The organism is Micromonospora sp. NPDC001898, assembly GCF_042891255.1.
GTDB lineage: Bacteria > Actinomycetota > Actinomycetes > Mycobacteriales > Micromonosporaceae > Micromonospora.
In genome coordinates, this window is the sequence record NZ_JBIATC010000010.1 from 52,520 (window position 1) to 78,703 (window position 26,184).

Below are 26,184 nucleotides of genomic sequence, written 5' to 3' on the forward strand. Positions count from 1 at the left end.
GGCCCCCGCCGTCGCGGCGGCACCCGCCTGGAACGGATAGCGGTCAGGTGGCCAGCGCCGCCGCGAGGCCCGCGATCGTCGGATAGCGGAACAGGTCCAGCAGCGCCACCTCCCGCGACAGCCGACGGGACAGCTCCGTCTGCACCTTCAGCAGGTCGGCCGACGTGCCGCCGCAGTCGAAGAAGTTGACCTCCGGCCCCGCCGGTCGCGTGCCCAGCACCGTGCTCCAGACCTGCGTGATCGTGGCCACCAGCGCGGCGGCTCCCTTGACGGGAGAGGCCGGCGCGCCGGTGGCGGTCTTCGCGACGTCCGCTAGCCGGGCCATGTCCGGCTTGCCGTTCGGGGTCAACGGGAACGCCGGCAGGACCATCACCCGGGTCGGCACCATGGTCGCCGGCAGCCGTTCCGCGAAGTGCCGGAGCACGGTGTCGCCGGTCAGCACCCCCGGGTCGCCTTCCACGAACGCGACGACCTCGGTCGACGACGCCCAGACCGCCGTCGTCACCACGCAGTCGCGTACCTGGGGGTGTTCCCGGGCGACGAGTTCCAGCTCCGCCGGCTCCACCCGGAGACCGTTGACGGTGATCTGCCGATCCGCCCGCCCGCTGATCACGACGGCGCCGTCCGGCCGGGTGTGGCCCACGTCGCCGGTGCGGTACTCGCGCACACCATCGCCGAGCCGGAACTGTCGCGCCGTCCGGGCGGGGTCGCCCAGGTAACCCAGGGCGAGGTACGGGCTGCGTACGACGATCTCGCCCGCGCCGTTCACCGGTGCGGGCGCACCGGAGGGCGTGACCACCGACACCTGCGCGGTCGGTCCACCGGAACCGATGCCCGCGTCGGTCCCCAGGTCGGCCACGCTCACCACCTGTGGCGTCTCGGTGGTGCCGTAGTACGACAGGAGCCGTGCCTGCGGGAACAGGACCCGGGCATCGGCGGTCCCCACGCGCGTCATCGCGGCGCCGCCGAACCCCACCAGCCGTACCGACGGCAGTGTGATTCCCTCGACGACCGCCGCGGCGCTCAACAGCCGTCCCAGCGCGGGTGTCAGGTGCAGGACCGTCGGCTCGATCTCGGCGAGCCACCGCACCATCGCGAGCTGTGACTCCGACGCCGCCCGGGGAGGCACGAAGAGCCGCGCGCCGATGGACAGCGGCGTGAGCACGTCGCGGAAGAGCGGATCATGTCCGACCCCGGACAACAGGACGAACCGGTCCTGCGCGGTGAGGCCGAACCGCGGCACGTACCACTCCAGGAATGCCCGCAGCGGTTCCTCGCCGGCGGCGATGGCCGTGGGCGCGCCGGTGGTGCCGGACGTGAAGGCGACGTACGCGGTGCCGTCGGCGACGTCGGCACCCGCGCCCCGGTCACCGCCGTCGAGCTGCCCGACCAGTTGCGGGTACTGCCCGTCGGTGGCATCCCACCAGTGGCTGAGCCGCGCCTGCGCGACCATCCGGCGTAACCGGGCGAGCGGCTGCGCCGCGTCGAACAACACGAACGGAACGTCGGCCGCGAGCGCTGCGAGCACGCCGACCGGCAGCGCGGGGGTCCGCCCCGCCACGATGCCGATCGGCCCCTTACCGCGCCAGCCGGCGGCGAGTTCCGTGACCGCCGCGTCCAGCTCCGCGTACGAGTACGCGTCCCCGATCGCGGGGGCCGCGCCGTGCCTCGCCACGGCCTGCCGGAACCGGTCCACGACGCGTGGGCCCGGCGCGACGAACTGTCGTGGCGCCCGGCCGGGGTCGTGCAGCCCGAAGTCGAGGTCGCGGATCGGGCCGTCCGGCGCGGCGGCAGCCAATGGCAGCAGCGTGCGCAGGTGCTCGGCCATCGCCCGGGCGTGGCCGGCCTCGAAGAGCTCGGCGTCGTAGACGACCTCGACGTTCAGGCCGGCGCCGTCCTCGACGAAGTACCAGGACAGGTCGAACAGCGCCCCGGCCAGCGGCGCCGGCAGCGGCTCGACCACACAGCCGGGCAGCCGCAGCGGCGCCGGCGGGTAGGAGAGCATGTTGCACCACATCTGGAACAGCGGGTTCGCGCCCGGCGTACGGGGGGCGTTCACCTCGCGTACCAGCACGTCGAACGGGACATGCGGGTGCGCCAACGCCGCCATGAGCCGCTCGTGCGTGGCGGTGGTCAGCTCCGCGACCGTCGCGTCGTCGGCCACCTCGCAGCGCAGCGCCAGCGAGTTGTTGAAGAACCCGACCGCGTCCTCGGCCCGCAGGTCGTCACGCCCCGCCACCGGCATGCCCAGCAGGAACTCGCCGCGACCGCTGTACCGGGCGACGATCACCTGGACGCAGGTGACGAGCACGGCGAACACCGTGGTGTGCAGCGCCCGCGCCAGTTCCCGGACGGCGTCCATGGTGGACTCCGGTACCGGCACCGTGACCCGGCCGCCGCGGAACCGGGGCCGGGCCGGCCGCACCCGCTGCACCGGCAGCCGCAGCGGCGCCGGAATCACGGCCAGTTCCCGCCGCCAGAAGTCCAGCTCGGCGGTGACTGTCTCCTGGTGCCCGGGGGTCTGCTGCTCGGCCGCCAGGTCGATGAACTGCGCCGGCAACGGCTCCCACGCCGGCGGCCGACCGGCCCGTACGGCCTCGTACGCCAGCCCGAGATCGCGCTGGATCACGTTGAACGACCAGCCGTCGGTGACGATGTGGTGCGCCAGCAGCAACAACGCGTGCTGGTCGGCTCCCATCCGGAACAGCACCGCCCGGAACAGCCGGCCCCCGGACAGGTCGAAGTCCGCCGCCGCGACCTCGGCCGCGCAGTGCTTCGCCAGTTCCTCCTCCGGCACCGTCACCACCGGCAGGTCGATCGGCTCGTGGTCGACGACGCGCTGGACGTCCCGGTCGCCAACCGTCGTGATGATCGTGCGCAGCGCCGCATGCCGTTCCACCAGCAGGTTCAGCGCCGTCGAGAGGGCGGCGACGTCGAGGTCACCGGTCAGGCGGTGCGGCACCGCCAGGGTGTACGCCTGGCAGTTCGGGTACAGCCGGTGCAGCAGCAACAACGCCTGCTGCGCCGCCGAGAGCGGCCCGATCCGCCGGCTCGGCCGCGCGGCGTTCGGCGCCGGGGTGGTGGCCGCCTGGGCGTCGACGGCCGCGCCGACGGCGGACACGGTGCGGTGCCGGTAGACGTCGGCCACGGTCAGGGTGACCCCGAAGTCGCGTCGGATCCGCCCGCCCAGCCGCACCGCGGCCAGCGAGTGCCCACCCAGCGCGGTGAAGTCGGCGGCCACGTCGATCGCCTCGACGCCGAGCACCTCCGCCCACAGGCGGGCCAGCGTCGCCTCGGTCGGCGTCCGCGGCGCGTTGGCGCCGGTCGGAGCGATCGGTGGGCGACGCCGGGCAAGGGCCGCCCGGTCGAGCTTCTCGTTGGCCGTCAGGGGGAACTCGGCGACGAAGACCGCCCAGTTCGGCACCATGTAGTCCGGCAGCAGCTCACGCGCGTGGGCGAGCAGGGATTGCGCCGTGCCCGCACCGGTGACGTAGGCGCAGAGCGTCTCGGCGGCCGACTCCGGCTGCACGACGACCGCGCCCGACACACCGGGGTGGCGTTCGAGCACCGCTTCCACCTCGGCCGGTTCGACGCGGAATCCGCGCAGTTTGATCTGCCGGTCGACGCGTCCGCAGTAGACGAGGTTGCCATCGGGGCGGTGTCTCACCAGGTCGCCGGTGCGGTACAGGCGGGCGGAAGGGGCGGTGTCGAAGGGGTCGGGGACGAAGCGCTCCCGGGTGAGTTCCGGCCGCCGGTGGTAACCGAGCGCCACCTGGACCCCGCCGACCCACAGCTCGCCGACCTGCCCGGCGGCGACCGGGCGGCCGTCGGGGTCGAGGACGTGCGTGGTGACGCCGCGTACCGCCGTGCCGATCGGGGTCCGGCCGTCGTCCGGCTCGGGGTCGTCGCCGGTGATGTCGTACGCGGTGGCGATGACGTGGGCCTCGGTCGGCCCGTACGAGTTGATGATCTTCAGCCCCGGGACGGCGGCGGCGATCCCGTGCAGGAGCCGCTCCGGGATCGGTTCCACGCCGACCATCAGCCGTCGCAGCGTGAGCGCACCCGGGTGCGCGTCCACCCACGTGCCCAGCGACGACAGGACGGCCGGTGGCAGGTAGGCGGTCGTCACCGCGTGCCGGGCCATCAGCGCGAACATCGCCGCCGGCTCCAGCCGCACGTCGTCGGGTACGACCAGCAGGGTGCCGCCGGCGAGCAGCACCGAGAAGATCTCGTACACCGACGCGTCGAAGCCGACCGACGACCACATCGTGCCGACCGCGCCCGGGGCGAGCGGCTGCCGCGCCGTGAAGTCGGCCAGCAGGTTGCTGATCCCCCGGTGGTGGCAGAGCACCCCCTTGGGCGTACCGGTGGAACCGGAGGTGTAGATGAGGTACGCCGGATCGTCGCCGTGCGCCGTCGGCTGCGCCACCGGGGCGGCGGCCGGCGCCGCCGCCCAGTCCAGGTCGATGACCGGCGTCGTCGTCACCGGCAGGGGAGACGACGGTGCCCGCAGGACGGCGGCCGGGGCGGCCTCGCCGAGCACGGCGGCGACCCGGCCCGGTGGCGTTTCCGGGTCGATCGGCAGGAACACCGCGTCGGCGGCGAGCGCGGCGAGGATACCGAGGAGGTACTCGGTCGACCGCCCGGCGCAGACCGCGACGACGTCGCCCGGCCCGACACCGGCGGCGCGCAACCGCCCCGCCAGCCACGACGCGGTGGTGAGCAGCCGCGCGTAACTGATCGACCGGTCGCCGGAGCGGATCGCGGCCAGCTCGGGGTCGCGCTGCCCTGCCGCGCTGATCAGCGAGAACAGTCCCTCGTCGGTCGGTGACGTGAACAGTTCCCCGTCAGCCGGTGACATCGAGGATGAGCTTCCCTGTCGTCTCCCGGTTGGCCAGCGCCGTCAGCGCCTTGCCCGCCTCGGCCAGCGGATACACGTGCTCGGTCACCGGGGTCAGGGCACCCCTGCTGATCATCGCGAACAGACCGGTCATCGTCTCCGCCGTGATCCGCGGATAGCGGGTGACCAGGTCGTTCGCCCAGAAACCGACGACGCTGCGGGAACCTTGCATCAGCGACTCGGAGCGGATCGGTGTGCTGCCCCGGCCCGAGGCCGCGCCGTAGGTGACCAGTCGGCCGAGCCGCCCCAGCGACGCGAGCGCGGTGTCGAGGGCGGCACCGCCCGACATCTCCAGGTACAGGTCGACCGGCTTGCCGTCGTTCGCGGCGGCCAGCTCGTCGGCGAGGTCCTCGGAGGTCGGGTCGAGCGCCACATCGGCGCCGAGCTGGACCGCGAGGTCACGCTTGGTCCCGGTGGACGCGAGCGCGATCACCCGCTTTGCGCCCCACGCCCGGGCCAGCTGGACCGCCAGTGATCCGACGCCCCCGGCGGCGGCGGTGACCACCACGGTGTCCTGCCGGGTCATCCGGCCCGCGGTCCGCAGGATGTGCCACGCCGCGAACCCCTGGTTGGCCACCGCGAGCGCCTGCAGGTCGGTGATGGCGTCGGGCACCGCGACCAACGTCGCGGCGGGCGCGGCCACCCACTCCGCCCACGCCCCACCGGTACGGGGCAACGCGACGACCCGCCGCCCGTCGGGGTCGGTGCCGACCGCCTCGATGCCCGGGATGTACGGCAACGAGGGCCGGTAACTGTAGGAGCCTTCGACGACGTGCTTGTCGGCGAAGTTGACGCCGGCCTTCTCCACCCGGACGAGGACCTCGTTCTCACCCGGTACCGGTTCGGCGAAATCGATCGCCGAAAGCGACTCCGCGGGGCCGAACCGCTCCACCACGACCGCTTTCACACTGCCTCCCACCGAAACACCAGCATCACCGCACCCTGCGGCCGATGATCTGACCCGACAGTCGTGCCGTCGTCGCCCCGCGGGGGCCGGCCGGACGTGGCCCACCACCCCTCATCGGCCGAACCGATCGACACAGACGAACCTGAACTCGGCGGTGTACCGCCGGTCGTGCGCATCCCGCAGCCACAGCTGGTCCGGCGCGGGCAACATCTCGGTGAACCGGAGCCGGGCGTTGTCCCGGCGGCGCAGCCGGTGGCCGAGCACCCCCAGCGACACCGGGTTCGACAGGTCGACGTGGAACGGCTTGCGTTCCCCGGCGATGGTGGCGAAGACGTGCCGGGGCAGGCCGAGGTCGTCCCGCAGCCGGGCGGCGGCCGCGTACAGCGCCGCACCCTGGCCGCCCAGGGTGTCCGTCGGGACCGTCCACGACTCGCGCGACACCACGAGGTCGTCGATCGTCACCCGGGGCTGGTGCGGGCGGGCGGGCAGCAGCCCGAACCGCTGCGCCGCCGCGTGGGAGAGGAAGTCACCGAGCACCTGGACCGCCGGCGCCTCGAAGCCGCCCCGGTCGTCGGTCACGACCAGCCCCGCGTCGCTGCGGCGCAGCCGCAGCCGGGCGGCGGGCAGCAGCCGGTCTGGCGACCCGTACGGCGCCTCCGCGCCGAGTCCCAGGTAGCGGTACCGCGCCGACAGGTACGTGTCCGGCGGCACGGTGCGGGAGTTGAGCACGCCCGTGCTCAGCGGGTAGATCGGGATGATCCGGTCGTCGCCCATCGCGTCGTCGATCAGCCGGTGCAGCCCCGGGCGGTCCGGGTGGAACTCGTACGCCGAGACCACATCCATGGTCTGCATCCCCGGGTGCACCTCGCCGAGCACCAGCGTCGCCCGACCGGCGCGCACCTGCGCCACGTCCTCGGCCGCGATCATCAGGTCGGGGCTGTGCCAGCGGGCCTGGGGCCACGGCGGCGGGCCGGCCGGGAAGGCCGCCTTGACCCCGGCCCGCAGATCGTCGCTGGTCAGGTGCACCGCCCGGGCGTCGGGATCGGGCACCAGCAGCCGCTCCCAGTGCTGCCGCAGCTCGGCGACGGCCGCGTCGGCGGGCGGCGACTCCTCGCCGTGCGTGGCCGACCGGGCGACCATGTCCATCACGTTCATCAGGGGCGTCCCCGCCACCGGATCGACGTGGGGGGTGAGCCACTCCTCGTACTCGGCGGCGGTGCGCCGGCAGTACCACGCGGCCCCGGCGAGCACGAGGTCCAGCGCCGGTGCGACCCGGTCGAGCAGCCCGGTGCTCAACGAGACGTCGAGGCCGCCGTGGCAGTCCTGGAACACCACCGTCCGCCCGGCGTAGAAGTCGCCGGCCCGGTGGTAGGCGTCACCACCGGTGACCTCGACGAAGCAGGAGTCGAGCTCGTCCAGCGCGGCGTCGAGCGCGACCGGATCGCCGTCGACCCCGGCCACCCGGTCGCGGGCCCGCACGACCCGGTCGAGGTCCGCCAGTGCGGCGGTACGGCGGCCCGGGTCGGTCACCCGCAGCAGTTGCCCCCGCAGCGCCCGTTCCGGGGTGATTCCACGCAGCACGGTGAAGCCGCTGGTCAGCAGCCGCATCGTGCGCAGCCGGTCGATCTCGGCGAGCACGGTGTCCCGCTCGACGTCGGCGAGCTCGGCGACGATGTCGTCGACGGTCCGGCGGCCGTCGCAGAGCGCCAGCACCCGGGCCCGCACCCCCGACAGCCGCAGTCCGGTGCCGTCGGCGAGGAACAGCGCCTCGCCCTCCAGGTGGGTGACCGGCGCGCGTTTCGGCACCGTCCACCGGCTCAGGTCGTGCCGGTCGTGCAGGGCCTCGGCGAGGGCCTGGATCGCCCAGTACTCGAAGGACGTGCTCCGCCCCCGCAGCGGCCGGCCCGCCTCCCCGATCTCGGTGGGGCCGTCGACCCACCGACCCCACACCACCGGCCCGAAGAAGCCGATCATGTCGTTCTTCGCGCAGTACCGGGAGGCGTACGCCCAGAGGGTACGGTCCCGTTGACGCTGACGGCTCCCCGCCGACGGCGCAGCGCGTCCCCGGTACCGGCGGCGGTAGATGACCGGGTTCTGCCAGAGCAGCGCCTCGCGTACCGACGGCTGCTCGGCGATGGCCGTCACCGCCTCCTGTGCCGCCTTCTCGTCGGCCTCGAAGTCACCGGTCGCCTCGATGTCGATCCAGTCGAACGGCATCCCGGTGGTCCGCGCCACCAGCGTCGGCCACACCTGCCAGCGCCCGCCGCCGAAGGCGTATTCAGCTGATTCCATCGGCCATCCCGTCGGTGTCCAACAGCCCCGCCAGTTTGCGGATGGTGGGGTACTCGAACATGTCCGCGGCGGACAGCTCCACCGACAGCCGCTCCCGGATCCGCGACGCCAGCTGCACCACGGTCAGCGACGAGCCGCCGAGCAGGAAAAAGTCGTCGTCGATGCCGACCTGGGTCAGCCCGAGCGACTCGCACCACAGCCGCGCCAGCTCCCGCTGCACCGGGGTCTGCGGCGCCACGAACGTCGTACCGATCGTGCGTACCGGCTCGGCGACCGTCTCCGCTGCCTCGACCGCCTGCTGATTGAACGTACGGGCGATCGCCAACCGTTCCGGCAGCGATCCGATCGACGTGATGACCTGCGGCCCCGGCCGCAGCCGCATGATCCGCCGGAACAGTTCGCCGCCCTCGGCGTTGGTCAGCATTCCGGCACCGCGAGCGGCCTGCTCGACCCCCGGCACCGCGGCCGTGACCGCCGCCGCCTCGTCCACGCTGCGCAGCGAGTACCCCTTCACGGTCACGCAGACCGTGCCGTCGGCGTCGACGATGACCTCGTCGATCTCCATGAACTCCGGTCGCGTTGGGTCGCTGTGATAGGTCTGCACCACCCAGCACCGTTCCGGAATACGGCGGTGCACCTCCACCGACCGGTACAGGAACGGCAGGTAGCGGCGACCCTCGACGCCGGACAACCCGTAGACCGCCCGGTCCAGCAACGCCGGATGCAGCGCGTACCGGTCCGCGTCGTCGCGCCCCACCGCCGGCAGTTCCAACTCGACCAGGCCCCGGTCGTCCTTCGCCCAGTACCGGCTGACCGCCTGGAACCGCTGCCCGAACGCGACGAGCCCCGAGTACGGCTGGGTCGCGTCCTCCTCGACCAGTTCCTCCCGGAACTCCGCGATGTCGATCCGCTCGGCGGTGCCGTCCGGTGCGGCACGGACCTTGCCGCGACAGTGCACCGTGGCCGACTGGCCGGCGAGGGCGAAGCTGATCGCGAATTCGAATCCGCCCGCGTGCGCCGGCGACAGCGTGATCGTTCCGGTCGCTGCCGCCGTGACGCGCACCGGGTCGATGAACACGACGTCCTCGAGCCGTACCGGCACCTCACCCCACACGTGCCGGGCAGCCGCGTGGACCATTTCCAGCAGGCTCGTGCCGGGCAGCACACCGACTCCGCCGATCCGGTGATCGGTCAACACCCAGTGGCTGTCCACGTCCAGGTCGACCTCGAAGGTCCAGCCGTCCCCGTCGGGCGACGCGCGGTGCACCAGCGGGTGGTCGAGCGCCGTCACCGCCGAGCCGCCCCGCAGCCGTCGCAGGGTGCGGAACCCCTCCCCGGCGCGGTCGGTCGACACCATGCCGACCTCCTGCCAGCCCCACCAGTTGATCGTCACCACGTACGGCGAGCCGTCAGCGTGGGACGTCGCGTACGCGTCGAGGAACGTGTTCGCCGCCGCGTAGTCGCTGTGCCCGTAGTCGGCCGAGACGGCGACGATCGACGAGAAGAGCGCGATGAAGTCCAGCTCGGGCAGCTGACCGGCCCGCACGAGCGCGTCGAGCACGAGCGTGCCACGCACCTTCGGCGCCAGCACCCGATCGGCCGTCTCCGCGTCGTGCAGTGCCAGCAGTTGTCCCCCGGCGATCCCGGCAGCGTGGATGATCCCGGTGATCGGGCCCAGCTCGGCCTGGCTCCGCCGCACCACCGACGCCATCGCGTCGGCGTCGGTCACGTCGGCGCGCAGAACCAGTACCCGGGCGCCGCTCGCCTCGATCCGCCTGACCGCCGCGATCTGGTCCCGCACGCCGTGCGGCGTACCCGGGTCGTCCCAGCGCTCCCGGTCCGGCAGTCCACCCCGGCTCACCAGCACCAAGTCCGTCGGTTGCCGTTCCGCCAGGTCCTGCGCGACCGCCAGGCCGAGGCCGCCGAGCCCGCCGGTGATGAGCAGGACGCCGCTGCCGTCGACCGGCCGCGGCACGCTCACCGGTTCGTTCGGGATCGACGCGTGGTGGTGCACCCAGCGGCGATGCCCACGCAGCGCCACCAGTTCCGCGTCCCCGTCGGCGCCGATCTCGCCGACCACGGCCACCGCCACGGCCGGGGCGGTCAACGCCGCGTCGACCTGCCGCACCCGTACCGTGCTCAGCTCACGCGGCAGGGTACGCAACGGACCGGCGATCGTGGCGCCCTCGGGCCGCGCCGGCTCGCCGTTGACCGACCACACCCGGTCGGTGACCGCCACCAGTTCCACCTCGGCCCGGAAGGTCCGCAGCATCGCCTTGGCCAGCGCCGCCATCCGGTGGTAGCCCCGCATCGCGACCAGTTCCGGGTCGCCGGCCGGGCCGCCGTCGAACACCGCGTAGACGATGCGGTCCGGCAGCAGACCCGCCTGGTACACCGCCTCCACCAGCAGTTCCACGTCGTGACTGTCGTCCGGGTCGAACTCGTAGCCGTCCGGTGCCGACACGAACCCCGGGCCGGCGTACGCGGGCAGCACGAACACGTCCCGCCGCCGGGCCTCAGCTATGATCTCCGCGCCCACCGGGTCGTCGCCCGCGAGGACCAGCCACGTCTCGCCGAGCAGGCTCCCGCCCCGGCGCGGCACCGGCTGCGACCGCCACGCCGGCAGGTACAACGGCGTGAGCAACGGGTCGTTGGGCACCTCGACGTCGTCCTCGAACACCCCCGGGCGCACCGGATCCGGGTCCACCCAGCAGCGCCGCCGCTCGTAGGGGTAACCGGGCAGGCTCACCCGCCGCCCGCCGTCCGTCCGCACCGCCGAGAAGTCCAGGTGGACGCCGGACACCCACAGCCGGCCCACCGTCGTCGCCAGCACCGTCACGTCGGTGGCGGTGGTGTCGTTCGGCAGTGCCATCGTGGTCAGCGCGCTCGTCGACCGGCCCTGGCTGGCGGCGTACTGGCGGGCGAAGACGCACATCGACTGCCCCGGCCCGGCCTGGACGTGCACCGCGTCGGCCAGCTCGTCGAGCCGCGCCAGACAGTCCTCCAGCCGCACTTCCTGCCGTACGTGTGTCGCCCAGTACGCGGCGCTCGTCGCCTGCTCGTCGGTGATCCAGTCGCCCGTGACGTTCGACAGGTACCGCAGCCGCGGCGGCTGCCGGGGGAAGCTGTCCACCAGCGCCGCCAGGTCGTCGCAGATCGGCGCCATCATCCGCGAGTGGAACGCGTGCGACGTGCGCAGCAGGGAGCCGGACAGCCCGATGTCGGCCAGTTCCTGCGCGAACTGCTCGACCGCGGCCAGCTCCCCGGACACGACGCACGACGACGGCGAGTTGCTCGCGGCGATGTCCAGCTCGCTCGGCAGCATCGCCCGTACCGCTTCCGCGCCCAGCGACAGCGACAGCATGCCGCCCGGCGGCAGCGCCTGCATCAGCTGTCCGCGCCGCGCGACCAGCCGCAGCGCGTCGGGCAGCGCGAACACGCCGGCGACCGTCGCCGCCACGATCTCCCCGATGCTGTGGCCCAGCAGCGCCACCGGTTCGATGCCGAACGAGCGCAGGAGCTGCGCCATGGCCCATTCCACGGTGAACAACGCGGGCTGGGTCACGGCGGTCTCGTTGAGCTTCGCCGCGGCCTGCTCGTCGGTGACCTCGGCGTTCAGCAGCTCCCGCAGATCGAACCCGAGCAGCGGCGTCAACTGGTCGGCGCAGGTGTCGACGGCGTCCCGGTAGACCGGCCAGGTCCGGTACAACTCGCGCCCGGAGCCCGGGAACTGCGCGCCCTGGCCGGGGAACAGGAACGTGACCTGCGGCGACCCCGCGACCCCTGCGACGGTGCGTACCGTCGGCTCGCCGCCCAGCTCCGCGACCGCCGCCTGCGGGTCGCCGGCCACCACCAGCCTGCGGTGCGCGAACGCGGCCCGCCCTTCCTGCAACGTGAACGCCACGTCGGCCGGGTCGTGCCCGGCGTCACCGAGGTGCTCGGCCAGCGCCGCGCAACTGGCGGCGAGGGCGTCGGCGGAACGGGCGGACACCGGCCACAGCTGCGGCGTCCCCGTCGTCCGAGCCGGTGGCTCCGGCGGCGCCGGTGGCTGCTCGACGATGACGTGGGCGTTGGTGCCGCCGATGCCGAACGAACTCACCGCGGCGATCCGCGGCGCGTCCCGGTCGCGCCACTCGGGGTTGGACCAGTGCTGGACCTCCCTGGCCAGCCGGAACGGGGAGTTCGCGAGGTCCATCGCCGGGTTCGGCTCGACGCAGTTGATGGTCGGGGTGATGACGCCGTCGCGGACCGCGAGGATCGCCTTGAGCAGGCCGACCGTGCCGGCCGCCGGGCCGAGGTGGCCGAGGTTGCCCTTCGCCGAACCGAGCCAGCAGTACTGGCGGCGTTCGGTGCGCTCCCGGTATGCGGCGCTCAGCGCCGCCACCTCGATCGGGTCACCGACGACCGTGCCGGTGCCGTGCGCCTCGACCATCCCGATCGCCTCGGGATGCACCTGAGCGTCGTCCAACGCCGCCCGGACCAGCTCCAGTTGGCCGTCCACACCGGGCGCGGTGAATCCGGCCCGCCGGTTGCCGTCGTTGTTGACCGCGGAGCCCTTGATCACCGCGTACACCTGGTCGCCGGCCGCCGTTGCCGCCGCCAACGGCTTGAGCACCACCAGCGCGCCGCCGTCGGCGAAGATCGTGCCGGTGGCATCGGCCGCGAACGGACGGACGTGCCCGTCCCGCGACAGGATCCCACCCTCCAGGTACGGGTAGCCGCCGCCCAACGGCAGGTCGACCTGCACGCCGCCGGCGATCGCGACATCGCACTCGCCGCGACGCAGCGCCTGCATCGCCTGGTGCACCGCGACCAGGGACGTCGAGCACGCGGTGTAGACGGACACGCTCGGCCCCATGAACCCGAGGCGGTACGACACCAACGGGGCGATGTAGTCCGGGTTGTTGCCGGTGCTCACGCTGGTCAGGCCGGCGGCGCGACTGACGGCGCGATTGCGTTCGATGTAGTCGATCCGGTACCGGTTCGTGGTCGCGCCCCCGAAGACGCCCACCCGCTGCCCGATCCCGCGCGGGTCGTAGCCGGCGTCGGTGAGCGCGGTGTAGGAAAGCTCGAGGAACAGCCGGAACTGCGGATCGCAAAGCTCGGCCTCACGTTGTGTGAATCCGAAGAACTCAGGATCGAACAGATCGAGATCGGCGGCGGTGCTTGTAACCGGTTGGAAACCCGGCGTGTCCGCCGCTTCGGACGGCAGTTGTCGCGCGCGCGCCACCTCGGGGGCGATTCGCTCGACAGACTCCACACCGCCTTGGAGGTTGCGCCAAAACTCACGGACATTGCGTGCGCCCGGTAACCGTGCCGCCACTCCGACAATAGCTATGGCGTTGTCGGATGCGCCGTGAGTGTCTGTCACCAACACTCCCTTACATTACTTTTGGGCCAACCAGCCTCCGGGACGATAGTCGGGCGTCCAGGGCATGTCAACGGTCACTGCGCCACGCCTCCCCCGTCGGTTCCCAGCTACACTGACGCGTGCCACAAGACTCCCTGAGCCGCTTGAGTAGCGAATTTGCCGATTACGCGACAGTCGGCAGCCAAATGGTCATCGCCGAGGCGATGGGATTGTTACAGCTGCCGCCGATCCACGTTACTCTCGGTGAGTTGGGCATCATCGACGCGGAATGGGAACGCATCCGGCGCGACCTGTTCGAGGTTTTCCACCTCCGCGCCGAACCGGCGGCACTCAGCGTGCTGACTCCGGCACAGCTCGGCCAGTTCATCGCCGACCAGCCGATCAACCGGCCCGGCCCGCAATTACGCCTCGCGGGGGGAAGCGGTACCGCGACGTGGCTGGTGCACGGCGCCGACGGCGAGGTGGGCTGGTTCCTCAAGCACCTCGACGGGATCGGGTTGCCGGCCCCCCTGATCGGTCTGCGCGCCCCCGGGTGGTACGACGAGCCCACGCCCGCGTCGATCGAGGAACTCGCCGTCCGGTACACCGACCAGATCCGTGCCGCCCAGCCCGCGGGCCCCTACCGGCTCGCCGGGTACTGCGCCGGCGCAGTCATCGCCGTCGCGATGGCGAACTTGCTGGAAGGCCAGGGGGAGACGGTCGACCGGATGTTCTTCATCGACCCGGACCTGCGGCACCTGGCCGCGTCGAGACGCGACGCCGTCATGTTCCGGCTGCACCAGCTCAAGCGCCGTCCCGAACCGGCCGCGCGCCTGCTGCGCAAACCCGCGACCGAGACACCGCTCGCCCAGGTGCTGGAACGGATGGACGATCCACGCCCCCACCAGGACCCGATGGAACGCGTCCTGTACCGCGGGCTCGGGGTCGTCGCCGACCTGATCGGCCTCACCGGTGGCGACACTCTGGCCCCGGTCGCCAGCACGGCGACCGCCTGGTTCACCGACTCCTACCTGACCTCGATCGCCGAGAGCAAGGACAAGGTGATGGCACATCTCGCCACCATGTTCAGCGGCGGCGTCGACATCCGGTACAGCTCCTCACACACGGAGATATTCGCGACTTCCGAATTCCGTGACTGGCTCATCCGGTACGCCGCAACGGAAAGCCACAACGCCGCCAAATAGCCGCCATCTCCCGCAGCCCGGCGATTCGCTCGTCCATCGTGGCACCGCGCGGCGCGACCGACAACGTGCCGAGACCGGCTGCGGCGTACGAGCGCACCTTGGCCTCGATCCGCTCGGCGGGGCCGATTAGACACGTACGGTCGAGGAATTCAAACGGCACCGCCGCGAGCGCATCCGGGTCGCCTTCCTGGAACAGTTTCCGTACCTTGTGCGCCGCGTCGCCGTAACCGAGTCTCTCGGCCTGTTCGACGTAGAAGTTGCGGGCCGTGCCGCCCACGCCCAGGAATTGGGCGGCATACGGCCTCACCCTATTCGCGCACGCCTCCAGGTCATCACCGATCGCCATTGGCAACGTGGCGACCAGATCGAACTCGGATTTGTCGCCCGACGCCCGGTCCCGGCCCGTCGCGATATGCGCGAGTGTCTCCGCCACGCCCTCCGGCGGCAGGAAGAGCGACAGCGATCCGTCGGCGATCTCCCCGGCCAGTTCCAGATTCTTCGGCCCCAACGCCGCCAGGTAGATCGGCAGGTCGCCCCGCAACGGGCGCATCGTCAACCGCTGCGGCTCCCCCGGCGCCCCGGGCAGCGGCAACGTCGTGTGCCGCCCGGCGAACCGGACCGGCCGGCGGGTCAGTGCCGCGCGGACCACCGCCACGTACTCCCGGGTACGGGTCAACGGCTGTCCGAAGGGCACCCCGTACCAGCCCTCCGACACCACCGGGCCGGAAATCCCCAGCCCCAGCCGGAACCGGCCGCCGCTGGCCAGGTCGAGCGTCGCCGCGGTCATCGCCGTCATCGTCGGCGCCCGCGCCGGAATCTGCATGACCGCGGCACCCAGGTCGATCCGCTCGGTCTGCGGGGCCAGCCAGCCCAGCAGCGTCGGCGCGTCGCTGCTGTACGCCTCGGCGATCCACAGCGCGTCGTACCCCAACTGGTCCGCCGCCTGCGCCAACGTCACCAGATCATCGAGACTGGCCCGGTCGTGCAACATACCGAGACTGAGTCCGAGCCGCATCGTCATGCCCCATCCGATTGCTGGTTCAGCACGAACCCGGCCAGCGCCTGCGGTGTCGGTGCCGAGAAGACCGCCGCCAACGGCACATTCACCCCGGTCGACCTGGTGACCCGTTGTGCCAGTTTCGCGGCGAGCAGCGAATGACCGCCGCTGCGGAAGAAATTCGACTGCTCGTGCAGCTGCGGTGCCCTGAGAATGCTCCGCCACAACGCCACGAACTCACCGACCAGGCCGTCGACCACCGGCGCGCCCTCGGCCGAGTCGGTCTTCCGGGCCGCTGCCCGCTGTTCGGCCATCGCGGTCAGGGTCGGATAGTCCACCTTGTCGTTGCCGGTCGTCGGCATCGCTTCCAGCACCGCCACGTCGGTGGGGACCGCGTACGACGCGAGCTGGTCCTTCGCGAAACGCCACACGTCGTCGGCGATGTCCGCGTCGGCACCGCGCACGAAGGCCACCAGTGCGCCGTCGGCGCTCGGATCGCCGGCCAGTACCACCGCGGCGGCACTCACCCGCGGATGCTGCTCCAGCACCGCCTCCACCTCGCCGAGCTCGATCCGGTGGCCCCGCAGCTTGATTTGACGGTCGGTGCGTCCGCGCAGTTCGAGCGTGCCGTCGTGACGCCAGCGGCCCACATCGCCGGTGCGGTAGAACCGGCCCGCACCGCCGAGCTCACCGAACCGCTGCGCCGTCAACTCGGGACGACGCAGGTAGCCGATGGCGACACCGTCGCCGCCGATGCACACCTCGCCCGGCATTCCGGGCGGCTGCGGCCGGCCGGCCCCGTCGGCGATGACCACGGTGGTGTTCGCGATCGGCCGCCCCACCGCCACGCCCCCGTCGACGTCGGTGACCAGCGCGCTGGTGGACCAGATCGTCGTCTCGGTCGGCCCGTACACGTTCCACAGCGTGCAGCCGGTCGCGAGCAGCGCCCGCGCCAGATGCGCCGGCAGCGGCTCACCACCGCAGAGCACCCGCCGCCCCCGCAGCCGGCCCTTCGCGTCCTGGACCACCAGCCGCCACGTCGTCGGCGTCGCCTGCAGCACCGACACGTCGTAGCGCTGCACCAGGTCGAGCAGGACCGCGCCGTCGCTGCGGGCGGCGTCGTCGGCGACGACCACCCGGGCGCCGGCGACCAGCGGCAGGAACACCTCGAGGGCGGAGATGTCGAACGCGTAGGTCGTCAGCCACAGCAGGGCGTCCTGGCTGGTCACGCCGATGTCGGCGATGAAGTGCCGCACCACGTTCGCCAGGTTGGCGTGGCTGATCACGACGCCCTTCGGCAACCCGGTCGAGCCGGAGGTGTAGATGACGTACGCCGGATCGGTCGGCGCCGGCGCCTGCCAGCCACGCTCGTCCGGATCCACCGTGCCGAGCTCGATCACCCGGCAGCCGGCGGGAACCACGCCCGGCGGTGGCTCCCGGTCCGCCAGCAGCACGGTGACCTCGGCATCCGTGAGCTCGTACGCGAGTCGCGCGGCCGGCTGGTCCGGATCGAGCGGCAGGTACGCCGCCCCCACCTGCCAGATGCCCAGCGCGGCGACGGCACACGGGAAGCCCCGTTCGGCGTAGAGGCCGACGATCGCGCCCCTCTCCACCCCGGCCCGCGCCAGCAGCGCGGCGACACCGGCCGTCCGCGCCGCCACGTCACGGTACGTCCACGTCACGCCGTCGCGATCGATGATCGCCACCGATTCCGGCCGGGCCGCCGCCTGCGCGGCGATCTCCTCCGCCACCGTTCTCGGCGGGCCGTCCACCGTCGTCGCGTTGGCGTCGTCGACCACGGCCCGATCCGCGGCGCTCCAGACGTCGAGGCCGCCGATCGGCCGGTCGACCTGAGCCGGCAGGCGTTCCAACACCGCCTCGTACCGCGCCAGAAGCGCGGCGATGTCGTCCGCGCCGTGCACGTCCGAACCGTAGACCGCTTTCAGCGTGACGCCGTCGCCCTCGCGCGTCACCACCAGTTCGAGATCGACCCTGCTGTGCTCGCTGTCGACCTCCCACAGCTCCGCCGCCAGCTCGTCCCGGCCGCCGGTCATCGGCTCCGGGGGCGGCCGGTGGTTGAACATGTGGCGGAACGGCGGCACCCACCACGCCGCGTCGTCGCGCGTGTGCGATGTCTCCAGTCCCTCGTAGGACACATCGGCGTGGTCCATCGCGGTGACGAACAACCGACGGACTTCCCGCACCAACTCATGGAACGTGCGTTCCGGTGCCACAGCCAGCCGCAGCGGCAACGTGTTCATGTGGTAGCCGACCGCCCGACGGGCCGCGCCGTCCCGCAGATCGACCGGGACCCCCACCACCACGTCCTGGCCCGCGCCATGCCGCATCAGCAGCACGTAGTACAGCGCCAACAACACGATGTTGTCGGTCGCGCGGCACGCCCGGCGCAGGTCTCGCATGCCGGCGAGCGCCGCCGTGGACAGTCGCCGGGTGACGGTGCCGCCGGCGAACGTCGGCGCCGCCGGGTCCGGCCGGCCGAACTCCAACGCCGCCGGAACGCCCGGCAGGTCCGCGAGGTGCCGCTGCCAGAAGGCGAGCGCCGCCGCCGTCGGCTCGGCGGGTTCCGGGGCCGGTCCGGGCCCGGCGAGCGCCGCCGGCGGCCGGCCGTCGGCGAGCATCGCCGGATACAGCGCCGCGAACTCCTCGATCAGCACCGCGCCTGACACCGCGTCCACCGCGAGATGGTGCAGGCACAGGCAGATGAGGTGCCGGTCCGGGCTGCGCACCAGGACCGCGCGGACCGGAATGTCGACGGCGAGGTCGAACGGCCGCCCCGTGGCGGTCCGGCACACCTGACCGGCCTCGCCGGACGCGGCCTGCACCACCTCGAGCGGCACCGTCGCGGACTCCGCCACCACCCGCGTCGGCAGCCCGTCAACCTCGACGAACCGGGTCCGCAGCGCCCGATGCCGCCGCGCCAACTGGTCCAACGTCGCCTGCACCGCCGCGGTGTCCAACCGTTCCGTCGTCACCAGCGCCAGCGGCACGTTGTTCACGCCGGTCTCCGGCAGCAACCGCTCCAGCATCCACAGCGCGTTCTCCTTCGCGGACAACACGGTTCACCTCACCCGATCGACGTCGAGGACGTCATGGCAGTCGTCTGACGCGGTTCGCCGAGCGCGGGCGGAGCGACCCTCGAATGAGGACACGGGCCACCTCTGCCGGTGACAGTCAGTAACCTGGTCGTCCGGATCGCGGACGGCGTCGGGGCACACCCGCACACCGTCGGAGGCCGCCGCCCGGGCCAGGCGGAGCAATGCGGCTTCCGGCACACGAACCCCCCTGAGGCGCGACTCCGAGCCGCCCGCGACGAATGATCCTCGATAGGCTACGACGCACGTCACGTGGCATCAAGCGCATGCCATACGCGGACGCGACCCCCGCACCGCCGGCCCTCGAACCCCGGTACCGGGCCGCCGCCGCGGCGGCGATGTCGACCGGTCGGCAGAACCGACACAGACTCGGGCAACACGGGGGCCTGCGGGTTCATCAAGGTTACTCAGCGTCAGATTGCCGGCACTCCGTCGTCAGGCCGGACGCAGTCGAGCGCCGGCTCCGCTGCGGCGCGACGGAGGCCGCCGCTCAGCGATCCGGGGCGTCCTCCGCGAGGTACATCTCAAGTTGGATGTTGTCCGGGTCCCGGAACGCGATCAGCGTGAAGCCCATCGGTGGCGTAACCGTGATCCCGGAGTGCACGACGCCGGCATCGGTCAGCCGGGAGGCCCACGCCTCCAACTCGGCCCGCGTCCGCACCGCGAACGCCAGGTGGTCGAGTCCCGTCCGACGTTCACTGAACTCCGCGCCGGCATCCGCGTGCCTGTGCGTCGTCAACCCGATGACGACCCCGCCCGGGTGGCGCATCAGCTGCCGGTCGAAGCCGTCGGTGTCCCACCGGAACAGTGGTGAGAAGTCCAGGACGTCGCGGTACCAGCGTACCGAGGCATCGAGGTCGCGCACGTTCAGCGCGATGTGGTGGATCCCTGAGAACCCTGCTACCGCCACGTCTCACGCCTTTCGCAACCGTCGGCCCCCGCTGAACAGTAAGGCGGATGCTACGGCGCGAGCTGGAGCGGCTGCACGCGCCGGCCGGCCTGGTCACGTCACCGCTGATCGCCGACGGCGCCCGGGTCGCAGGTCAGGACTGATCCTGGCCGGTGGAGTGGATGGCGAGCAGGGCGATGTCGTCGGTGGCCTGCTCGACGGCGAGTGTGATCATGATGCGGGCGCAGACCGATTCGGCGGGACCGGGCTCGACGGCTGAGCAGAGCCGTTGGATGCCGACGTCGATGACTTCGCCACGGCGTTCGACGAGCCCGTCGGTGTAGCAGATGAGGGCCGCCTCGGGCGGGAACGCCACTTCGGTGTACCGGCGGGCCGGCTGACGCGGGCCCGTGCCCAACGGAAGATCGACTGGATTGTTCAACACGCGGGCCGGCCGGCCCGGCGCGGCCAGGATGGGTTGCAGGTGCCCGGCGAGGGACAGTCGGATGGTGGTGCGGTCCGGGGAGATCATGGCGTACAGGACCGTGGCAAGGTTCCCGGTCTCGAAATGGTGGACCTTGCGGTCGAGCAGGGTCAGCGCGCTGGCCGGGTCGTCGCAGACCAGGGCGTAGGCGCGCAGCGCGCTGCGCAGGCGTCCCATCACCACGGCGGAGCGCAGTCCGTGTCCGGACACGTCGCCGATGACGACCCCCAGCCAGCCGGAGGGCAGCGTGAACACGTCGTACCAGTCACCGCCGACGCCGGCGTCGTGGCCGGGAACGTAGCGGGCGGCCATGTCGACGCCGGGCGCGTCGGGCAGGTGGGTGGGCAGCAGGCTGCGTTGCAGGGCGAGGGCGGCGGCGCGGTCCATGTTGCCGGCCCCGGCCTGGCTGGCAAGGCTCGCCCTCTCGCCGGCCAGCTGAAGCAGCTTCACGTCGTCATCGGTGAATCGGCGCGGCGTGAGGCAGCCGACGTGCAATACGCCGATCACCTCGCCGCCGGCGAACATGGGCACGCCCAGCAGCGAGCGGACCCCCTTGCCGAAGAGGATCGGGCTGACCACGTCGCCGGACGCGACGTTGTCCAACGTGACGGGATGCCTGTCCCGAGCGATCCGGCCGGCGAATCCACTGCCGACGGAGATCCGGACGCCCCGGCGGACCTCCTCCTCCAGCCCCTTGGCCGCGGTTGCCACCAGCTGCTGGGCGTGCACGTCCAGCAGCAGAATGGCGGCGGTGTCAACCCCGAGCACCTCTCGGACCCGGTCAAGGAGCTCGTCGAGGAAGTCGGTGACGCCGAGCTGGGACAGCGCGGCGTCGGCGACCGCCTCGATCCGACGCAGCCGCTCATCGCTCCCACCACCCCGCATCATCACCGGAAGCGTAGCCCTCCGCTGGCCGGAAAAACCGCCGGGAACGACCCGTGTACGGACCCGGCCGTGGGCCACCGCCCGCCAGTCGGCACAGGGCGTGTCGGCGTGACCTCGGCGGGCCCGGCCGGTCGAGCCGGCGGCAGTGGGTCAGGCCGGGGCGGTCGGGCCGCCGCCGACGTCTTCCGCGAGGCGTCCGGCAGCAACCCGTGGGCGCTCAGCCAGCCTCGCGCGTCCGCCCATGGCCGACAGGGGCGTCCAGCGTGGAGAACGGATGCCCGGTCCGGGCCGACCGGCCGGGCATCCCCCGGTCCGGCGGACGCGGCGGGGCCCTGTCCGGCGGCCTACGCCCACCAGTTACCGGAGGCGCTGTCCGCGCCCTGGGCGTCGTCGGTCATCTGCGCGTTCACGGTGACCTGGTGGAAGGACTGCCACCCGAATCCGCTGAAGATGGAGATCTCCCAGGCAACCGGACCGCTCGCGCACGGCACGTCCATGGACGCCATTCCGAACGAGAACGGCAGGACCTGCGTCGCCGACACGCTGATGTGCGCGGCACCGGTCGAGCCGGTGCAGGTCACCGTGCCGTTGACCTGGAGCTGGTCGACGGTCACCGCGCTGGCCGAGGTGACGGTGATGTCGGCCTGGGCCGCCCGCGCCGGCGCGGCGACGGCCAGCCCGGCCGTGGTGAGCACGGCGACGGTCAGCACCCCACGACAGGCCCGTTCGATCATGGTCATCATCCCCTCGGGATTCGCGAAACTGGCGGGACAGGCCGGACCAGCCTAACGAATACATCCATAGGTATGAATTTTCCATGACAAATGTACTGACCGTCGCGGCGGTGAGGGGCATTCGAACACGCGGCGCGGAGACACCCACGAGGGCGCCCGGTCAGCGCGGGACCAGACCGTTCTGGTACGCCCAGACCACGGTCTGCAACCGGTCGCGTACGCCGATCTTGGCCATGGCCCGCCCGAGGTGGGACTTGACCGTGCTGGTCTCGATGAACAGCTCACCGGCGATCTCGACGTTCGACAGGCCCTGGGCGAGCAGCCCCACGATCTCCTTCTCCCGCGCGGTGAGCTGGTGGGCCGCCGCGGCGTCGGACGGGGAGGTCGGCCTGCGCCGCGCGAACTCCGAGATCACCCGATGGGTGACGGCCTGGTCGACGAGCCCGTATCCGTTGGCGAGGCGGCGGACCGCGTCGATGAGGTCGTCGGGCTCGCAGTCCTTGAGGATGAATCCGCTCGCCCCGGACTCGAGCGCGCCGAAGACGTACTCGTCGAGGTCGAAGGTCGTCACCACGAGCACGGCCGGCGGCGCCCCAGCGGCGTCGGCGACGATCTGGCGGGTCGCGGCGAGCCCGTCGCCGCCGGGCATCCGGACGTCCATGCAGATGACGTCCGGGTGCAGCCGGCGGGCCAGCTCGACCGCCGAGGATCCGTTGGACGCCTCCGCCACGACCTCGATGTCCCCCGCCTGCTCCAGGATGACGCGGAAACCGGCCCGCACGACCGCCTGGTCGTCGACGAGCATCACCGTGATCATGCCGGTTCCTCTCCCTTCGTGGCCGTGGCCGTCGAACCGGCGGGCGCGTCGTCGCGTCCCGTCGGCAACATCACTGTGACAGACCACCCGCCGGTCGGCGTCGGCCCGGCGGCGAACTGCGCGCCGATCAGCTGTGCGCGTTCCCGCATGCCGACCAGGCCGACTCCCCCGCCGGTCCGTTCCCCGGGTTCGGGGGCGCGCGTGGCGGGTTCGTTCGACACCCTGAGCGCGACCTCGCGCGGCAGGAAGTGGAGCTCCACGCGCACCGGGGCGCCGGGGGCGTGCTGGCGGGCGTTGGACAGGCACTCCTGCACCATCCGGTACAGCGCGACGTCGGCGATCGGGGACACCTCGCGTCGTGGTCCCTCCCCGACGAACTCGACGGAGGTGCCGAGGTCGCGCGCGGTGCGCACGAGGTCGTCGAGGCTGACCAGTCCCGGCACCGGGGCGTTGTCGTCGTCGTGCCCGGCGCTGTCCGCGCCGCCCCCGTTGACCGACCGCCCCCGGAGCACACCCACGACGAGTCTCAGGTTGTCGAGGGTCTCCTTGCCCTGCCCTCGGATCCACACGACGCCGGCCTTCGCCGCCGCGGGGTCGCGGTCGATCAGCCGCTCGACCGCCGCCGCCTGCACCACCATGCCGGACAGGTGGTGGGCGGCGACGTCGTGCAGCTCCCGGGCCATCCGGGCGCGCTCCGCGCCGATCGCCGCCCGCACCTTGTCCCGGTGCGCCCGGAGCGCGTCGTCCGCCCGCACCCGCACCAGTTCCAGGTAGCGCCGGTGGGTGGCGACGTAGCTGCCGACGAAGGCCGCCCCCAGGTAGGACAGGGCACCCGAGGCGAGGTGGCCGAGCGCCGCGACGAGGATGTCGGGGGCCACCCCGGCGGTGACCGCGATCACCCCCGACGCCTCGGCCACCACGGCCGCGCCGGCCAGCAGCAGCGCCGTCCTGGCGGGGAACAGGGCGCCGACGGTGTAGGCCGCGACGAGCGGTGCGACGCCACGGACCGTCGCTTCGGACGGGACCACCGCGGTGACGACGACCTGCAGGGCGACGACGAGCCCGAGGCAGAGCCGCGGACGTACCCGACGCAGGCACAGCACCAGCGCCTGTACGCAGGCGACGGCGACGAGCACCCGGGCCCGCGCCGGGTCGACGGAGAGCCCCTCGACGGGCGCGGCGAACCGGAGGAACGTCGTCAGCATCGCGAACGTCGCCACGGTGACACCGGCCGCCAGCAGGCAGTCCCGCGCGAACCGTCCGGTCACTCCGAGCCTGGTGAGTCGTTCGTCCCACTGCCGGGTCAGTCCTGGCAAGCCGGGGGTGTCGGCGGGCGCTCGGCCAGCACCGGGGTGATCTGCCATGGCGATGAGCATCCTTCGTCGGGGATCGGCGCGCGTCGGCGGGTCAGTAGGAGATGTCCGGGGCGAGCAGCATGAACTCGACGGCGAACCATCCCGTGCCGGCGAGGGCGAGCAGGATCATTCCGCTGGCGGCCCTCCGGCGCCAGCCGGTACGGCGGCGGATGTCGTCGGCGAGCCGGACGGCGGCGGGCAGCACACCGAGCAGACCGATCAGTTGTAACGCCTGCACGGCCCGCAGGGCGGCGCTCGGGACGTCCTGGAGGCCCATGATGCTCACGATGCTCCACCCCCAGCCTACGAGTGCGAGGACGGCGCCGGCGACGGCGAGGCGGCTCAGGACCCGCGCGGTGCGCCCGGCGGGGTCGCGGGGGGCGCGGCCGAGGCGGCGGCGGGCGACCGCGCCGACCGGCCAGGACAGGACGGCGAGGACGAGCACGCCCGCCGACGCGGCGATCACCGGGACGGCGAGGGCGGAACTGCGGGCGGGCTCGACCGGCAGGAGGGCGAACGCGGACTCGAAGCCGATCGCCTGCACCCTGCCGTCGACCGCCCGCATCGAGAGAACGCGCTGCCCGCCGACCTCCCGCCAGACGTGGGGGGTGATCTCCTCGTACAGGGCGGGAGACTCCGACAGCGGGCCGGGCTCGAACAGCAGCCGTCCGCCGTCCTGGACGCTCACCGTCGTACGGCCGACCAGGCCGACCGCGGTCAGGAAGGTGCTGCGCATCGCCCGCGAGCTCTCGTAGGTGCCGGCGGCCATCGCGGCGTGCTCGGCGGTGGTCGCCGCGTCGACGGCCCGGACCGGCAGGGGCCTGGCCGGCGGGAAGTAGCGGTCGGCGAACCCCGACAGGACCGCCTGCCGCAGTTCGTGGCTGTCGATCGCGCCGCGTCCGTTGCTGTTGAGCGAGATGAAGATGCCGGCCCGGTCGTCGGGGTAGATCTGCAGGTGGGAGTGGAAGTACGAGGTGTCGCCGCCGTGGCCGAGGATCCGGTGGCCGTTGCGGTTCTCCTCGAAGAACCCGAGGGTCATCCGGGGGCCGCCGGCGAGGGTGCCGAGCGAGGCCGCGTCGAGCGCCGGCCGATGCATGAGTTCGAGGGTCGGGGCGCTGAGCAGGGCCGCCCCACCGGCCGGTGCGCCGAGGTGGGCGAGCATGAAGCGGGCCATGTCCGTCGCCGGTGCGCTGAGCGCCCCGGCGGGTGGGACGCCGACGGTCTCGAACGGCACGGCCGGGGCGGAGGCGTCGTCGTATCCGTTCGACAGGCGGTCCCGCAGGTGCGGCGGCAGCGGCTGAGCGAAGGTCGACGACGTCATGCCGGCGCGGCCGAGGACGTTGCGCTCGACGTACTCCTCGAAGCGCGTTCCGCTCACCCGCTCGACGATGTACCCGGCGAGCGCGTTGCCGTAGTTGGAGTAGGCGGGCACGGTGCCCGGCTCGTAGATCTGCTCGGGCGGGTCGGTCGTCAGCGCCTTGCGCAGGTCGGCTCCGGTGCCCGCCAGGTCGATCAGGCCGCCGATTCGCTCCTCGAACCCGGCGGTGTGGGTCAGCAGGTGCCGCAGGGTGACGGGCCGGTCGTGGCTGCGGGGCGGGGTGAAGTCGAGATATCCGCGGATGTCGGCGTCGAGGTCGAGCTGGCCCTTCTCGACGAGTTGCATGACGGCGGTGGCGGTGACGAGCTTCGACACCGATCCCACCCGGAACAGGTGCCGGTCGGGGTCGACGGGCACGGGGACCGCGCCCTCGTCGGTGCCCGTGTCGGCATGGCCGTATCCCCGTGCGGTGATGATCTCACCGTCGCGGACGACGGCGACCGTGGCTCCGGCGATGCCGGTCCGTTGGAGTGCGGCCGGGAGCAGGCCGTCGAGCCAGGCGTTGACGTCCCTGCCGTTCAGGGCTGCCGGGTCGGTCGACGCGCCCGGGGCGCCGACGGGCGGGGCCGGGTTGGTCGGCGCCGTGCCGGCGCCGCAGCCCGCGACCGCCGTCGCGGCGACAGCGAACAGTGTCGCCAGGAACGCCGCGCGGCGCAGCGGGCGGAACCCGGATCGGGGTGGGCGGGGTCGTGCGGGTGCGTCATCGAGAAACATGGTCTCTGCTGCCTTCCGAGGCTCTCGGGTGTCCGGAGGAAGTCCGTTCGGCGTCACTCGAATGCCCTTGGCACAGCCTGCTGGAGCAGCGTCGCCGTGCCATCTGGCGCAGGGACGCAATCGGTTTGCGACCTGAGTGGGAACCGTGACGCCGCGAGGCGGTC

At 72.4% G+C, this 26,184-nt stretch carries 13 protein-coding genes; 1 reads left to right on the top strand and 12 read right to left on the bottom strand.

The features are described 5' to 3' along the window. Positions 1-43: 43 nt before the first annotated feature. The 4 genes from ACFYZF_RS21050 to ACFYZF_RS21065 form a co-directional block, all read right to left on the bottom strand. Positions 44-4,861: an amino acid adenylation domain-containing protein gene (locus ACFYZF_RS21050; RefSeq protein WP_387023218.1), complete on the bottom strand. Its 4,818-nt coding sequence runs from the start codon at positions 4,859-4,861 to the stop codon at positions 44-46. Further along, positions 4,848-5,807: a zinc-binding alcohol dehydrogenase family protein gene (locus ACFYZF_RS21055; protein ID WP_387023220.1), complete on the bottom strand. Its 960-nt coding sequence runs from the start codon at positions 5,805-5,807 to the stop codon at positions 4,848-4,850. Before ACFYZF_RS21055 ends, ACFYZF_RS21050 begins: the two co-directional genes overlap by 14 nt. A gap of 111 nt (positions 5,808-5,918) precedes the next feature. Next, a complete protein-coding gene (locus tag ACFYZF_RS21060) occupies positions 5,919-8,099 on the bottom strand; it encodes a lantibiotic dehydratase (protein ID WP_387023222.1) in 2,181 nt (726 codons plus the stop codon). Next, on the bottom strand, positions 8,086-13,476 hold the full coding sequence (locus ACFYZF_RS21065; protein WP_387023224.1) for an SDR family NAD(P)-dependent oxidoreductase: 5,391 nt from the start codon (positions 13,474-13,476) through the stop codon (positions 8,086-8,088). Before ACFYZF_RS21065 ends, ACFYZF_RS21060 begins: the two co-directional genes overlap by 14 nt. Positions 13,477-13,655: 179 nt before the next feature. Here ACFYZF_RS21065 and ACFYZF_RS21070 point away from each other — a divergent pair, with 179 nt between their 5' ends. Then, complete coding sequence (locus ACFYZF_RS21070) at positions 13,656-14,654, top strand: thioesterase domain-containing protein (protein WP_387023226.1); 999 nt, start codon at positions 13,656-13,658, stop codon at positions 14,652-14,654. Here the strand turns inward: ACFYZF_RS21070 and ACFYZF_RS21075 are convergent. The 8 genes from ACFYZF_RS21075 to ACFYZF_RS21110 form a co-directional block, all read right to left on the bottom strand. Further along, on the bottom strand, positions 14,611-15,669 hold the full coding sequence (locus ACFYZF_RS21075; RefSeq protein WP_387023408.1) for an LLM class flavin-dependent oxidoreductase: 1,059 nt from the start codon (positions 15,667-15,669) through the stop codon (positions 14,611-14,613). The genes ACFYZF_RS21070 and ACFYZF_RS21075 overlap by 44 nt on opposite strands. A 2-nt stretch (positions 15,670-15,671) precedes the next feature. Further along, complete coding sequence (locus ACFYZF_RS21080) at positions 15,672-18,728, bottom strand: amino acid adenylation domain-containing protein (RefSeq protein WP_387023228.1); 3,057 nt, start codon at positions 18,726-18,728, stop codon at positions 15,672-15,674. 526 nt (positions 18,729-19,254) lie between these two features. Further along, entirely contained in the window at positions 19,255-19,674 is a 420-nt protein-coding gene (locus ACFYZF_RS21085; protein ID WP_387023230.1) for a VOC family protein, read from the bottom strand. Between the two features lie 133 nt (positions 19,675-19,807). Continuing rightward, positions 19,808-21,025 carry a PP2C family protein-serine/threonine phosphatase gene (locus tag ACFYZF_RS21090; protein ID WP_387023232.1) on the bottom strand — a complete coding sequence of 406 codons (1,218 nt, stop codon included), beginning with the start codon at positions 21,023-21,025 and terminating at the stop codon, positions 19,808-19,810. Positions 21,026-21,366: 341 nt separating this feature from the next. Further along, entirely contained in the window at positions 21,367-21,756 is a 390-nt protein-coding gene (locus ACFYZF_RS21095; RefSeq protein WP_387023234.1) for a hypothetical protein, read from the bottom strand. 160 nt (positions 21,757-21,916) lie between these two features. Beyond that, a complete protein-coding gene (locus ACFYZF_RS21100; RefSeq protein ID WP_387023235.1) occupies positions 21,917-22,573 on the bottom strand; it encodes a response regulator in 657 nt (218 codons plus the stop codon). Continuing rightward, complete coding sequence (locus ACFYZF_RS21105; protein WP_387023236.1) at positions 22,570-23,841, bottom strand: sensor histidine kinase; 1,272 nt, start codon at positions 23,839-23,841, stop codon at positions 22,570-22,572. Before ACFYZF_RS21105 ends, ACFYZF_RS21100 begins: the two co-directional genes overlap by 4 nt. Before the next feature lie 139 nt (positions 23,842-23,980). Continuing rightward, a complete protein-coding gene (locus tag ACFYZF_RS21110) occupies positions 23,981-26,020 on the bottom strand; it encodes a serine hydrolase domain-containing protein (protein WP_387023238.1) in 2,040 nt (679 codons plus the stop codon). Positions 26,021-26,184 lie beyond the last annotated feature (164 nt).

Bases quoted from the DNA above. Each gene is read 5' to 3' on its own strand.
- ACFYZF_RS21050 (WP_387023218.1), bottom strand. From the start codon at position 4,861: ATGTCACCGGCTGACGGGGAACTGTTCACGTCACCGACCGACGAGGGA.
- ACFYZF_RS21060 (WP_387023222.1), bottom strand. From the start codon at position 8,099: ATGGAATCAGCTGAATACGCCTTCGGCGGCGGGCGCTGGCAGGTGTGG.
- ACFYZF_RS21070 (WP_387023226.1), top strand. From the start codon at position 13,656: ATGGTCATCGCCGAGGCGATGGGATTGTTACAGCTGCCGCCGATCCAC.
- ACFYZF_RS21075 (WP_387023408.1), bottom strand. From the start codon at position 15,669: ATGCGGCTCGGACTCAGTCTCGGTATGTTGCACGACCGGGCCAGTCTC.
- ACFYZF_RS21090 (WP_387023232.1), bottom strand. From the start codon at position 21,025: ATGATGCGGGGTGGTGGGAGCGATGAGCGGCTGCGTCGGATCGAGGCG.
- ACFYZF_RS21095 (WP_387023234.1), bottom strand. From the start codon at position 21,756: ATGATCGAACGGGCCTGTCGTGGGGTGCTGACCGTCGCCGTGCTCACC.
- ACFYZF_RS21100 (WP_387023235.1), bottom strand. From the start codon at position 22,573: ATGATCACGGTGATGCTCGTCGACGACCAGGCGGTCGTGCGGGCCGGT.
- ACFYZF_RS21110 (WP_387023238.1), bottom strand. From the start codon at position 26,020: ATGTTTCTCGATGACGCACCCGCACGACCCCGCCCACCCCGATCCGGG.